General features: G+C 44.8%; 15 protein-coding genes and 1 riboswitch. All 15 genes read right to left on the bottom strand.

Features of this window, described 5'->3' with window-relative positions:
* Position 1 precedes the first annotated feature (1 nt).
* The 15 genes from L1286_RS16510 to L1286_RS16440 all read right to left on the bottom strand — a co-directional run bounded on the left by L1286_RS16510 (position 2) and on the right by L1286_RS16440 (position 13,807).
* A complete protein-coding gene (locus tag L1286_RS16510; RefSeq protein ID WP_235408140.1) occupies positions 2-1,471 on the bottom strand; it encodes a cobyric acid synthase in 1,470 nt (489 codons plus the stop codon).
* Positions 1,468-2,010 carry a bifunctional adenosylcobinamide kinase/adenosylcobinamide-phosphate guanylyltransferase gene (gene cobU, locus L1286_RS16505; RefSeq protein WP_235408139.1) on the bottom strand — a complete coding sequence of 181 codons (543 nt, stop codon included), beginning with the start codon at positions 2,008-2,010 and terminating at the stop codon, positions 1,468-1,470. The genes L1286_RS16510 and cobU overlap by 4 nt, the downstream gene beginning before the upstream one ends.
* Complete coding sequence (locus L1286_RS16500) at positions 2,007-2,783, bottom strand: adenosylcobinamide-GDP ribazoletransferase (RefSeq protein ID WP_235408138.1); 777 nt, start codon at positions 2,781-2,783, stop codon at positions 2,007-2,009. The genes cobU and L1286_RS16500 overlap by 4 nt, the downstream gene beginning before the upstream one ends.
* A gap of 1 nt (position 2,784) precedes the next feature.
* Complete coding sequence (gene cobT / locus L1286_RS16495; protein ID WP_235408137.1) at positions 2,785-3,840, bottom strand: nicotinate-nucleotide--dimethylbenzimidazole phosphoribosyltransferase; 1,056 nt, start codon at positions 3,838-3,840, stop codon at positions 2,785-2,787.
* A gap of 12 nt (positions 3,841-3,852) precedes the next feature.
* Positions 3,853-4,845 carry a FecCD family ABC transporter permease gene (locus tag L1286_RS16490; RefSeq protein WP_235408136.1) on the bottom strand — a complete coding sequence of 331 codons (993 nt, stop codon included), beginning with the start codon at positions 4,843-4,845 and terminating at the stop codon, positions 3,853-3,855.
* Positions 4,836-5,669 carry an ABC transporter ATP-binding protein gene (locus tag L1286_RS16485; protein ID WP_235408135.1) on the bottom strand — a complete coding sequence of 278 codons (834 nt, stop codon included), beginning with the start codon at positions 5,667-5,669 and terminating at the stop codon, positions 4,836-4,838. Before L1286_RS16485 ends, L1286_RS16490 begins: the two co-directional genes overlap by 10 nt.
* 83 nt (positions 5,670-5,752) lie before the next feature.
* A riboswitch (cobalamin riboswitch) is annotated at positions 5,753-5,881 on the bottom strand.
* 15 nt (positions 5,882-5,896) lie between these two features.
* Positions 5,897-6,496, bottom strand: coding sequence for an alpha-ribazole phosphatase family protein (gene cobC / locus L1286_RS16480; protein ID WP_235408134.1), 600 nt, complete (start codon positions 6,494-6,496; stop codon positions 5,897-5,899).
* 54 nt (positions 6,497-6,550) lie between these two features.
* Entirely contained in the window at positions 6,551-6,763 is a 213-nt protein-coding gene (nqrM, locus tag L1286_RS16475) for a (Na+)-NQR maturation NqrM (RefSeq protein WP_235408133.1), read from the bottom strand.
* Positions 6,764-6,903: 140 nt separating this feature from the next.
* The gene (locus L1286_RS16470; protein ID WP_235408132.1) at positions 6,904-7,926 is read right to left on the bottom strand and encodes an FAD:protein FMN transferase; all 1,023 of its coding nucleotides are present in this window, start codon (positions 7,924-7,926) and stop codon (positions 6,904-6,906) included.
* A 99-nt stretch (positions 7,927-8,025) separates the two neighbouring features.
* Complete coding sequence (gene nqrF / locus L1286_RS16465) at positions 8,026-9,252, bottom strand: NADH:ubiquinone reductase (Na(+)-transporting) subunit F (protein WP_063359352.1); 1,227 nt, start codon at positions 9,250-9,252, stop codon at positions 8,026-8,028.
* 19 nt (positions 9,253-9,271) lie between these two features.
* On the bottom strand, positions 9,272-9,880 hold the full coding sequence (gene nqrE / locus L1286_RS16460; RefSeq protein ID WP_063359353.1) for an NADH:ubiquinone reductase (Na(+)-transporting) subunit E: 609 nt from the start codon (positions 9,878-9,880) through the stop codon (positions 9,272-9,274).
* A 10-nt stretch (positions 9,881-9,890) separates the two neighbouring features.
* Positions 9,891-10,523, bottom strand: a complete 633-nt coding sequence (locus L1286_RS16455; RefSeq protein ID WP_235408131.1) for an NADH:ubiquinone reductase (Na(+)-transporting) subunit D — start codon at positions 10,521-10,523, stop codon at positions 9,891-9,893.
* Entirely contained in the window at positions 10,523-11,269 is a 747-nt protein-coding gene (locus L1286_RS16450) for a Na(+)-translocating NADH-quinone reductase subunit C (RefSeq protein WP_235408130.1), read from the bottom strand. Before L1286_RS16450 ends, L1286_RS16455 begins: the two co-directional genes overlap by 1 nt.
* Positions 11,262-12,461, bottom strand: a complete 1,200-nt coding sequence (locus tag L1286_RS16445; RefSeq protein ID WP_063359356.1) for an NADH:ubiquinone reductase (Na(+)-transporting) subunit B — start codon at positions 12,459-12,461, stop codon at positions 11,262-11,264. The genes L1286_RS16450 and L1286_RS16445 overlap by 8 nt, the downstream gene beginning before the upstream one ends.
* A 2-nt stretch (positions 12,462-12,463) precedes the next feature.
* A complete protein-coding gene (locus L1286_RS16440; RefSeq protein ID WP_235408129.1) occupies positions 12,464-13,807 on the bottom strand; it encodes a Na(+)-translocating NADH-quinone reductase subunit A in 1,344 nt (447 codons plus the stop codon).
* Positions 13,808-13,844: the final 37 nt, after the last annotated feature.

The raw sequence follows: 13,844 nt of genomic DNA, 5'->3' as shown, positions 1-13,844 counted from the left end.
TCTAAACGTCAAGTGCAAAAATTTTGTCTATATCCAGATGTTGCTCACACACATCTGCGAGTTTTTCCAGTTGTGCTTCTCTGTGAGCTTCTAAATCAAACCCGTCATGGTCAAACTTGCCATTACTGGCCCACTTTAAAATCGCTGAACACGTAGTTGGGTTATCAAATAAACCGTGTAAGTATGTTCCTGCAATTAAATTATCGTCTGAAATAAACCCATCATGTACAGTGCCCGAAGGGTGACCGATAAACTCGAGGAAAGGCCGCTCCAACGCAGGCCCCGTTGTCACGCCACAATGTATTTCATACCCATTGATGACGACGCGCTCTTCATTCAATAAGCATTCGCCCGAAACATTAGTAAGCTGCTTTGTGTCACTGAGCTCAGTACTAAATTCAGCTAAACTCAACCCGGCAATATGGCCAGTCGAAGATTCAATATGTAAGGGATCAATAATGTCTTTCCCTAGCATTTGTAAGCCACCGCAAATACCCAGCATCTTCCCTTGGTATCTAAGATGCCGAGTTATGTCTTTATCCCACCCTTGTGCGACCAAGAAGGTCAGGTCATGTATGACATTCTTACTACCGGGCACAATAATCAGATCAACATTGCCTATTTTTTCTCCGTGGCGAACGTATTTTAAGTCTACCTTTGGATTAAGCCTAAGGCTGTCAAAATCAGTATGATTGCTGATGTGCGGTAATAATAGTACCGCGACACTTAAACTTGCATCTTCGGTGCGGTTCGCAATGGTGATGGCATCTTCTGCATCCAACGCTAAATCATGAAGGTAAGGCAAAACTCCCAGCACAGGTTTCCCCGTATACTCTTCAAGCCACTCCAAACCAGACTGTAACAAACTGATGTCGCCTCGAAACCGGTTAATCACAAAGCCTTGAACTAAATCCTGCTCTTCTTCACTTAACAGCGCCAAAGTCCCAACCAAATGTGCGAAAACCCCTCCCTTGTCAATATCAGCAATAATGATTACAGGGCAAGCAACTTGACAAGCAAAACCCATATTTGCGATATCATTCGCACGCAAATTTATTTCTGCAGGACTGCCAGCCCCTTCCACCAAACAGTACTCAAAATGCTGTGCTAGGCGCCCATGAGATTCAATCACGGCACCCATCGCCACTGCTTTATAATCATGGTATTTGCCAGCTTCCATATTAGTGAGCGCCTTGCCATGTACAATAACTTGTGCACCCGTGTCACTATTTGGCTTTAATAAAATTGGATTGAAATCGACACTCAATGAAACTTTTGCGGCCATAGCTTGAAGCGCTTGAGCCCGACCTATTTCTCCACCGCAAGGGGTCACCGCACTATTAAGCGCCATATTCTGCGGTTTAAATGGTGCAACCCGGATCCCCTTTCGTGCAGCAACGCGACATAAACCAGCCACCAGTGTGCTTTTACCTGCATCAGAGGTGGTGCCTTGCACCATCAATGTTTTCATTTTATTTCGCTTTTTAAATTAAGTGGTATGCCCGCCATAACAAAATCAACACGATTCGCAATAGCGGCGATATCCTGATTTAATCGACCGGATTCATCAACAAAACGACGACTCAGCTCGCCCATCGGTACAATGCCATGTCCAACTTCATTGCTGACCAAGATGACGTTACCTTGTGTGACTGATAGCGCATCAAGTACCTCACGCTTGTTGTGATAGAATTCCGCTTCACTGACTTCACATAAGCCATAAGTTAACCACAATGTAAGGCACTCTATGAGTGCACACTGATGTAGTGCAAGCTGCGCAATTATTTCAGCAATCCTCCATGGCATTTCAATGACTTGCCAATCATTTGAGCGAGTCACTTTATGGTGTGCAATGCGCGCCGCCATTTCATCATCTTTACCTTGCGCAGTGGCAATATAAATCAACTCTTTGGCAGTGCCTTCACCTAGCCAGTGCTCAGCCCGACGTTCTGCTAACGCGCTTTTTCCAGATCGCGCACCACCGATAATGAGCTCTATTCGTCCTGTCATTGCAAGCTCACAACACAAAATACATAAACCACTATTTCGCAAATTTGTTGTGCAGCACCGAGACAATCCCCCGTGTAACCTCCTAACTGGCGGGAAAACCATTGCTGACATACCCATCGTGTCAACCACAGCGTCCCAAGCAGCGCCAATGAATGCCAAACAGAGAATTCAAACAAGCTCACCCCAACAAGCAACACAATGACTCCTGAAGCGTACAAGATCGCCCTGCTGGTTGGCTGCAAAACTTTTGCTACGGGCTTTACTTTGCTTTGCGCGTCCAATTGGACATAGGGCAACTTGCCAATGAGGCTCGTTGCAGTCATACGGCTCAGTGTCTGCGCCATCACAACAGCAAACAATAATTTGGCTACCCCTTCACTGAGTTCCAACAGCAATTGATATTTACTCAGCATTAAAATGATGAGTGCGACCGCTCCATAGGTGCCTATTCTGCTGTCTTTCATGATATCGAGCTTTTGCTGCTTACACCAACCGCCCCCAAAGCCATCCCAAACATCGACGAAGCCATCTTCATGGAATGCCCCCGTAATGAGCAACCCGAGACCCAATGTGAAGAGAATAGCAACACTCATTGGCAAACATAGGGACAGTAACCACAAAGCACAGGCCATACACAAGCCAATACCAAGACCGACCAAAGCGAAGTAACGGCTAGATAGATTAATATCTTCATCGCTGACCTTACCGCTTAATGCCACAGGCACACGAGTTAGGAAAATGACCGCGAGCTTGAACAAGGCAAATTGAGACATGTTATGTGATCACCTGAGTAACGTCCGCCTCTTCAAAACTCGCCATATCATTATAAATGGCAAGCGCGCACTGAATAATTGGAAGCGCCAGCGCAGCGCCACTCCCTTCCCCCAGTCGCATATCTAAATTCAATAAAGGCTCGACAGCCAGCCAATCCAGCATCTTTTGATGTCCTTGCTCATTCGAGCAATGTGCAAATATCATGTAGTCTTTACAATTCGGTTCAATCGCAGCAGCCAACATAGCGGCTGCGGTCGCGATGAAACCATCTACGACAATGACTTTTTTTGCACTCGCGACAGCGAGCATTGCACCAACCATATGAACGATTTCAAACCCGCCAACGCATTGCAAAATATGTCGGGGGTTATCATTTGACATCTGGTGTAAATGTAACGCCTGTGCAATTATCCGTTGCTTTTTCTTCACAACCTCATCACTTACCCCCGTTCCTTTGCCAACTGCCGATTCGGGGGAAACACCACATAAGGCGGAGAAAATAGCTGCCGCGGATGTGGTATTGCCGATGCCCATTTCGCCAAAAGCAAATAGATTACACCCTTGCTTTATCTCTCTTTGGACAAGTGCAGCAGCATTAGAAAGCCCTCTATCCAACTGCTCATATGTCATCGCTGCTTGTTGATGAAATGCGGCCGTTGAATCACCCAGTCGACAGTCAATTATGGCGCTATTGTGAGGTGCCCTCAGTATCCCGCAGTCGACAATATTAAGATGCCAGCCCAGCTGCCGAGCCAGTACACATATAGCCGCTCCGCCTTGTGCAAAGTTTGCCACCATTTGGCCTGTTACTGCACTTGGTGCAATCGAGATCCCTTCTCTGGCGACCCCATGATCACCTGCAAAAACACAGATAGTCGGGCTATTGATAACGAATTTCGCAGCCTTGAACGTCGTGTCAGGCATCCCCTGTGATAAAATTAAAACAAGCTGTTTCGCTAATGTTTCAAGCTTACCCAATGAACCGAGCGGTTTAGTCTTAAAGTCCAATCTATGCTGTATACTTGAACTATGTGTTAAATCCAAAGGTTCAATCATCAAAGTACCTTATTAAATGCTTGTCGAACGTTTTTTAAACATCAGCAAAGACAGGAAAAATACACTCCCGATGGCAGCTGTAATGACACCAATTGGCAGCTCTTGATTGTCAATTAAACTGCGTGCAAGGACGTCAACCCACAACATCAACAAGCCACCACTTAATGCTGTCACTAACATACCCAGTACACTGGCTTGGGAGATAAAAAAGCGCACAATATGCGGGATCATTAGCCCCACAAACCCAACCCCACCGCACGCTGCCACCAACACAGCCGTGAGCAAGGAACTTACCAAAAGCATACCGAGTCTCAGCCTATGCACATTGACCCCGAGCGTTACCGCACTCTCATCTCCAAGCAGCAACGCGTTAAGGTGGCGCCGAAAAGAAATGACACTTAACAAACCTAAAATAACGACGATGGACGGTAACCACATCCACGCCCAATCAGCTCGACTGAAACTGCCTAAACTCCAAAAAATAATCGCCGCAATCGCTTGGGGGTCGCTCCAGTACAGCAGTAAACTTGTAAATGCGTTGAATAAAAATGACAACGCAACTCCTGCTAAAAGCATATTTTCTATCTGCGCGGTCCCTTTATGGTATGCAATTAGCAATAACAAACTCATAGCGCATATACTGCCTAATAAAGCTGCACCGGACATAGCCAGCCCACTTTGAATGCCGAAAAGGGTAAGCAGCAATACGACGCCGAAAGACGCGCCAGATGATATGCCAAAAAGGTAAGGGTCAGCCAGCGGGTTACGTGTCACAGTTTGTAATATCAAACCTGCGGTCGCCAGACCTGCCCCCGCTAAAAACGCCAAAGCCGTGCGCGGTAATCTCAACTCAATGATAATTTTTTGGTTTAGCTGAGCGTCGTCATAAGACCACAACGCCAACCAAACATCATAGAAATCAACATGAATGGCGCCAATACTTAAAGCACTTATGAAGCTAATAAAGCAGGCTAAAAGTAAAATGCTACTGGCAGCTACTCGCACGCTCGCCCCCTTATTGTTGAGGTACTTACGTCTTCATCACTGGGCTGGTATTGGTAACGAATATGTGGCGTTAATACACCCTCAGCAGAAGCTTGTAAGATCACCTCAGCATGTACACCGAAAACGTTGAACAACATGGTGCTGGTCATGACATCTTGGGGCGTACCATTTGCGATCAACTGACCCTCATCCAACACTAAAATAGCATCACATAAAGCCGATGCCAGATTCAAATCATGAAAAGACGCAATCACGGTCATGCCCAGAGATTTAGCCAGAGCCATAATCTCGATTTGATATTTCACATCCAAATGGCTTGTTGGCTCATCCATTAACAATAAACTGGGCTGTTGCACGATGGCCCTTGCAATCATGACACGCTGTTTTTCACCACCCGATAAAGATTCATAAGATTGCTGTAGTTTGTGCGTCAACCCGACTTTTTGTAGCGCTTCTTGAATTGCTTGACGGTCTCTTAGAGACACGCTTGAAAACAAGCTTTTATGTGGTGTTAACCCCATCGCAACGACATCAAATACGGCGAGATTAAATTGGCTGGGGATCTCTTGTAGTACCGCGGCGACTTTTTTTGCATATGTTTGTCTAGTAAATTGACGAATCTCCATATCATCGATCTGTATAGAGCCCGATACTGGCGCTTGATAGCGGTATAAACATCGTAGCAGCGAGGACTTTCCAGCACCATTGGGACCGATCAGCCCAATAAATTGGCCAGGTGAGACGAAGAAACTGATATCAGATAAAATACGTTTATTGTGAATAACCAAACTGAGGTTATTTATTGAAACTTGTGCCGCGACCATACATCCTCTTGTTTCGGGCAGCATAGATCACAAAATAGGCAGTGGTTACCAATACAATATTGTGATGTCACTTAAGTGCGCCCGCTTAAGTTTTTATTTCAGCCTTGGTATCTGGCTCTCGGTACTTCATGCAAGCAGTCCGAATACAGTTGCGGGGACAGCTGAGGATTTTCACCCCATTCCCAAGCTTCACTGAAATGATTATGTGTATTATGAAGTCTAGATGGCTAAAACACAACTTTGGGCCATGCACGGCCTTCGTCATCATAAAAAACCGACAAACGCACGATGGCGCCGTAATTTACATCAAAACCATTCATGTGGGAAACGCTTTTATCGGGCAGTGCGAGGACTAATCCCAGTAGCTTTCGGATCACGCCACCATGCGTAACCACTAAGATATCCTCATCACTCGGCGATGCCAATAAGTCACGCCACCAGGAAGCAACTCGACTTTCGAAGTGAACCATAGATTCACCATTGGGAGGCGTATGTGTCCAAGGGTCTTGCCAAAAGTCACCAATGCTTGGGTTGGCGGTATTGTTCCATAGCCAATCATATGACTGACCATCCCAATCACCAAAGTCCATTTCTTGGATCTTTGCCTCTGTAGTATAAGGGATTTGACGGGTTTCGCTAAAGTACTTTGCTGCGTGACAACACCTTTGGCGCGGAGATGAAATAATGTGTCGAATGTTATCACATTTGGCAAATTGACCGAGTAACCGGACCTGACTTTCAGCACAAAGCGGCACGTCAGCTGCACCAATGAGGTGACCACTTTTGACTGTTTCCGTATGACGAATAAGATAAATTGTTTGCAGCATTAAATTTCGCACACAAAAAAACGCAGGCAAGCCTGCGTTTTTATTTTACCTAAATTATAAAATTTGGTTTTCTCGCCAAGACTGTTCTTTTGCTAGGCGCTTTTTACGCTTGTCACAGGGATCGTCACAGTCACATATCTTATCTATTCCCATGGAACCCAATCCACCACAGCTACTTGCCATTGATTTTTTCTGTACTATCACACCAACAGCCATTGCCGCAGCAATTAAAACAAGTAATCCAAAAGAAAGAAGAAAAAGTGACATAGGCAAAGCCCCTCAATTAACGAACCAGCTTAGGCGACTCCTAAGCAACTGACGGTATATTCTCAATATTATATATCTAATCCCGCCAAAGTTGAATGAATTTACCACACAAAAAGCAATGATATTTTCAGTCAGCAGCCTTAATTCAAGTAGGGCTCGAAAGCTGGGCTAGAATAGGTCTTGAGACCTTCAGGCGTTTTACTAATGAGATAAACAGGCAAATTATGCTGCTCTGCATACACCTTGGCACGTTCAGTTCCCATTACCGTCAGTGCAGTCGCTAACCCATCCGCTGTCATTGCAGACGGATGAAGTACAGTAACCGACACTAAGTCATGTTTAACCGGTTTGCCTGTAACTGGGTCAATCAAATGCGTGAATATTTCACCGTCCATTTCGTAAAAAATACGATAATCTCCGGAGGTGGCAATGGCATTATTGCCTGGCGCCACAACACGGTGAATTTGACGTTGCCCTGCAGGTGCATCCGGTTTTTCAATAGCGATTCGCCACGGAGAACCATCAGGCTTATTACCTGAAATACGCAGTTCACCACCAATTTCTACCATATAATTAGATAAGCCTTTTTTCTCAATCAGTTCTGCAACTTTATCAATTCCATAACCCTTTGCTGTCGCTGAAAAGGATAATTCAAGGTGTGGCAGAGATTTCGCAAGCCCTTCATCTGTAAGCGCTAATTTATCTACACCAATATTCGTCTGCATGGCTTCAATTTCTGATTGTGAAGGTCTTTTCGTCGGTCTTTTATCGGGACCAAAGCCCCATAGATCAATGAGCGGCCCCATGGTCACATCCAAAGTTTGTGTTGATTGACCTAATCGGATAGATTCCGCCGCTACTTTTCTAAAGTCCGTACTGATAGGCATCACTGTATTCGCTTCAAGGCGATTAAAACGGTTGATTTCTGAATCTGGAATATACGTAGACATCGATTGATTTACAGCAATAAGTGCCTCATCCACTTCTTGTTTAAAACGCTGTGCTTCGAGGCTAACGGGGCCAGGAAATACCTTAATGTTATAGGTAGTGCCCATGGTCTTGCCGTTTATTTCAACCGGCTTTTGTTGAGTTTGCTGTTGTCCGCACGCGGACAAGAAAAACATCAAAAAAATAACAGAGAATAAGTAGCTGAGCTTTTGCATGTACTTTTTAATCCTTAAAGCATATAAAAAAACCCCTAGGGCATACCCTAGGGGTTTAGTCTTATTAAATACGATTTATCATCATATCTAAATTCCTAATTAACCACCGAAGTCATCAAGTAGGATGTTTTCGTCTTCAACACCTAGATCTTTCAGCATGTTGATAACAGCCGCGTTCATCATCGGTGGACCACACATGTAGAACTCACAATCTTCAGGCGCTTCGTGGTCCTTAAGATAGTTTTCTAGTAATACGTTGTGGATGAAGCCTGTATAGCCTTCCCAGTTATCCTCTGGCTGAGGATCAGAAAGTGCTACGTGCCACTCAAAGTTATCGTTATCAGCAGCTAGGCCATCGAAGTCTTCTACGTAGAACATCTCACGCTTAGAACGCGCACCGTACCAGAAAGACATCTTACGGTCTGAGTTAAGACGCTTAAGCTGATCGAAGATGTGTGAACGCATTGGTGCCATACCCGCACCACCACCAACGAATACCATTTCCGCATCTGTTTCTTTCGCGAAGAATTCACCGAATGGACCAGAGATAGTGACTTTATCACCTTCTTTTAGTGACCAGATGTACGATGACATCTTACCACAAGGTAGGCTTAGGTTATTTGGCGGCGGAGTCGCAATACGCACGTTCAACATGATGATACCGAACTCTTCTGGGTAGTTAGCCATTGAGTATGCACGGATCGTCTCGTCGTCAACTTTAGACTCAAGATTGAAGAAGCCAAAACGCTCCCAATCGCCACGATATTCGTCAGGAATATCAAAGTCAGCGTATTTAACGTGGTGAGCTGGCGCTTCAATCTGGATGTAACCACCTGCACGGAAAGGTACAACCTCACCTTCAGGGATACCAAGCTTAAGCTCTTTGATGAATGTCGCTTTGTTATCGTTAGAGATAACTGTACATTCCCACTTCTTAACGCCGAAGATAGAATCTTCTACTTCGATTTCCATGTCAGTTTTCACTGCAACCTGACATGCTAAACGACAACCTTCACGTGCTTCACCTTTCGTGATGTGGTCAAGCTCAGTTGGAAGGATATCGCCGCCACCCGAATGAACATGTACGCGACACTGGCCACAAGAACCACCACCACCACATGCTGATGAAATGAAGATACCGGCATCAGCTAGTGAGCCTAATAGCTTACCACCTGGTGCTGATGTAATTGCTTTGTCTGCATCGCCATTGATGCCGATTGTGATGTCACCGCTTGGTACAAGCTTCGATTTCGCTGCGATGATGACTAGCACCAAGATCACAACGATAGCGATGAACATACTTACACCTAATACAATAGTTTCCATCGTATAGTTTCCTCGCTAATTAAAGTGAAATACCAGAGAAAGACAAGAAGCCAAAGCCCATTAGACCTACCGTGATAAAGGTAATACCTAAACCACGAAGACCATCAGGGATATCAGCGTACTTCATTTTCTCACGAAGACCTGCTAGCAATACGATTGCAAGCGCCCAACCCACACCAGAACCGATGCCGAAAACAACTGATTCGCCTAGGTTATAGTTACGCTCAACCATGAATGCTACCGCACCGAAAATCGCACAGTTTACTGTGATTAGTGGCAAGAAAATACCAAGCGCGTTATATAGCGCAGGGAAAAACTTGTCCAAAGTCATTTCTAGGATCTGTACAAGTGCTGCGATGACACCAATGAAAGTCAAGAATTTCAAGAAGCTTAAGTCAGCCTCAGGGAAACCAAGCCATTCAAGTGCACCCGGTGCCAGTACCGCGTGATAAACAATGTTGTTTACCGGTACAGCTACACCTAATACAAAAATTACAGCAACACCAAGACCAAACGAGGTTGTTACTTTCTTAGATACCGCAAGGAATGTACACATACCTAAGAAGAAAGATAGCGCTAAGTTTTCAATGAAAACCGCTTTTACAAATAAGCTAAGATAATGTTCCATCTTTCTCCCCTTATGCCTTCGCTTCTACTTGGTCTTTCTTATAAGTACGAAGTACCCAAATGAAGAAACCAACTAAGAAGAATGAACTGAATGGCATAATTAATAGACCCATTGGCTGGTACCAACCACCGTCAGCGACAAGCGGAAGGATTTCAACACCAAATAGTGCACCAGCACCAAATAGTTCACGAACAAAACCGATTGTAAGTAGAACCACTGAGTAACCAAGGCCATTACCAATGCCGTCTAGGAAAGACATAAGCGGTGGCGACTTCATTGCATATGCTTCTGCACGGCCCATTACGATACAGTTCGTAATGATCAGACCAACGAAAACCGTTAGTTCTTTGGCTGTTGCATATACGAATGCTTGAAGTGTTTGGTCAACAACAATTACCAAAGATGCGATAATTGTCATCTGAACGATGATACGTACACTTGACGGAATGTGGTTACGGATCAACGAGATAAATAAACTTGAGAACGCAGTTACCACAGTCAAAGCCAGTGACATGATAAGTGCATTTTTAAGGCTTGAAGTAACCGCTAGCGCAGAACAAATACCCAGTACTTGCAGAGCAATCGGGTTGTTTGCGAAGACTGGTCCAAACAAGACTTCCTTCATTTCTTTTGCATTAGCCATTAGTTCAATGCCCCTTCACGTACTTTCGCTAGGAATGGACCAAACGCTTTGTCGCTTGTCCAGAACTTGAATGTGTTATCAACACCGTTTGACGTTAATGTCGCACCAGATAGGCCGTCAACTTTATGAATATCGTCACCAGCAGTGCCTTTTACGATATCAATAGGTAGTTGCTTGCCTTCCCAAGTAGCTGTCCACTTAGGGTTCTGGATTTCACCACCAAGACCAGCTGTTTCACCGTGCTGATAGAAATTGATTGCTTTAACCGTTTTCGTATCTAGCTCAAGTGCGATAAAACCGTACATGATGCCCCAAAGACCGTAACCTTGCACAGGTAGAATCACAGATTCAACTTGTCCATTACTATTCTTAGCTAGGTATACTGGAGATTCGTGCGTCATACGTAGTACGCCCGCTAAATCATCTTCTTTAGGAAGTGCAAAGCTACGCTCAGCATCGAACTTAGTCATTGTGAAATCAAAAGAGTTAGGGTCAGTGTCAACAAACTCACCAGACTTCATATCAACAACGCGTGCGTCAATAATTTCACTGTACTTTTGTGCAACGTTTTCAACGTCTTTAAAACCAGCCGCAGCTAGAATGTTACGTTGAACGTCTTCAATCTTGTTAGCTTGCTGTAGAGGGCGTAACTGTACTGCCGCAAAAGATACGACGATCGCACACACTAAACATAAACCAACAACAACGCCTAACGTTTTGCCGATAGTTTCATTGTTACTAGACACGTGCCAATCTCCTCTTCACATTAGACTGCACTACAAAGTGGTCGAATAGTGGTGCGAATAGGTTAGCGAATAGAATTGCTAACATCATACCTTCTGGGTATGCAGGGTTAACAACACGGATAAGTACAACCATAACACCAATTAGTGCACCGTATGCCCATTTACCTTTATCTGTGAAAGACGCAGAAACTGGGTCAGTCGCCATAAAGAACATACCAAATGCAAAACCACCAAGTACTAAGTGCCAATGCCAAGGCATAGCAAATGTCGCGTTCGTGTCAGAACCAATCATGTTCAATAGCGTTGACATAACAACCATACCTAGGAATGTACCCAGTACGATGCGCCATGACGCGATCCGAACATACATCAAGAACAAACCACCAATTGCAAGTGCTAGCGTCGACGTTTCACCTACTGAACCTTGGATAAAGCCGTAGAAAGCATCCCACCACAACTGCATGTTGTTGTAATCTAATGAACCAATAGCAGCTTGACCAAGGTATGTTGCACCAGAGAATGAATCTACTGCTGTCCATACTGTGTCACCTGAGATATCACCTGGGTATGCGAAGAAAAGGAACGCACGACCAGCTAGTGCAGGGTTAAGGAAGTTACGGCCAGTACCACCGAATACTTCTTTAGCAACTACAACACCAAATGTGATACCTAGTGCAACTTGCCATAATGGAATTGTTGCAGGCAGGATCAATGCAAATAAAACTGAAGTTACGAAGAAACCTTCGTTTACTTCATGCTTACGCACTGATGCGAACAGCACTTCCCAAAAACCACCTACGATAAACACTGTTCCGTAAATAGGCAGGAAGAAACACGCACCATAAAACATTTTTGCGGCCCAGCCGGAAGTCGCTGTCAGCTCGCCACCTAGCGCTTGGAAAATACCAGCCTGCCAAGTGTTTGCGATGTCAAAACCGTTACCAATTGCAATTGCTGCTTGGTGACCGATGTTGAACATACCAAAGAACATAGCCGGGAACGTCGCCATCCATACCAAAATCATGATACGTTTTAGGTCGATGTTGTCACGCACGTGCGTGCCGCCTTTGTTTACATAACCAGGCGTGTAGAAAACGGTTGCGATAGCTTCATAAAGCGCATACCACTTCTCATGCTTTCCACCTGGTTCAAAGTGAGGTTCAATGTCTTCTAAAAATTTCTTTAAGGCCATTTTTAACCTTCCTTCTCAATAGTAGTCAGGCAATCACGCAGGATTAAACCATAATCATACTTGCCCGGACATACGAAGGTACACAATGCTAAATCTTCTTCATCAAGCTCAAGTGCACCTAGTGAGATAGCACTGTCTAAATCGCCTGCGATAAGATCACGAAGTAATAGCGTTGGTAGGATGTCCAAAGGCATAACACGCTCATAGTTGCCGATTGGCACCATTGCACGCTTAGAACCACCAGTAGACGTTGTCATCTTGAACAAACGGCTAGGTGCTAAGTGTGAAATGAATGTACGTGTTACTGAGAATTTATTGCTACCTGGTGCAATCCAACCAAATAGCTCTTTCTCACGACCTTCAAGAAGCACTGAAACCTGTACGTGATAACGACCAAGGAAAGCATGAGCGCCGGTTGCTGTTTTACCAGCTAACACAGAGCCAGAAATGACTCGGTTATCACCGTCTTCAACTTCACCTGATACTAAATCTGTTAGCGACGCACCAATTTGAGTCTTAACCAAACGAGGATTCTTTACGCGAGGACCTGCTAAAGAAACGACTCGATCAGTGTAGATTTCGCCAGTAAGGAACAGTTTACCAAACGCAATAACGTCCTGGTAACCTAAGTGCCAAACTTGCTTGTCTGCACCAACTGCATCTAAGTTGTGGATGTGAGTGCCCACTAAGCCAGCTGGGTGCACACCTGCGAACTCATGAACTTCAACTTGCGACAATGAAGAGCTAGGTACTTTACTACCTGACTGCTTACACACGAAAACTTTACCATCAGTTAGACGAGACACAACGGCAAGACCGGCTTCAAACGCTTCAACGTTTTCGGCAATGATCACTGCTGGATCTGCTGCTAATGGGTTAGTATCGATGGCTGTCACGAAGATTGAGCTCGGAGCTGCACTAGGCACTGCTACTCGGCTAAATGGACGTGCTCGTAGCGCTGGCCATTGACCAGATTCAATAAGCACTTCTTTCACTTTTTCGCGGTCTAGGTTGCTTAAATCAGCAGCCGAGAACTTGTCAAAAGTGATTTGCTCATTGCCTTGGACCTCAATCACGACAGATTGAAGCACACGCTTAGCACCACGGTTGATTTCTTTAACTACACCAGAGGCTGGCGCAGTAAACTTGACACCTGGGTTCTTTTTGTCTTCAAAAAGAACTTGGCCTTTTTTGACTTGGTCATCCACGCGGACATGCATGGTTGGACGCATACCAATAAACTCTTCACCAAGCACAGCTACACGTTTGATGGCAGCGCCATCATGAATAGCTTGCTGTGGTGCGCCCTCTATGGGTAAGTCCAGACCTTTTTTTATGTTGATCATACGCACTTGCATTACATTAACGGAAAGAAATTGAAAA

This window comes from Pseudoalteromonas sp. SMS1, assembly GCF_021530565.1.
GTDB lineage: Bacteria > Pseudomonadota > Gammaproteobacteria > Enterobacterales > Alteromonadaceae > Pseudoalteromonas.
This window is presented reverse-complemented; position numbering and strand designations above follow the sequence as displayed.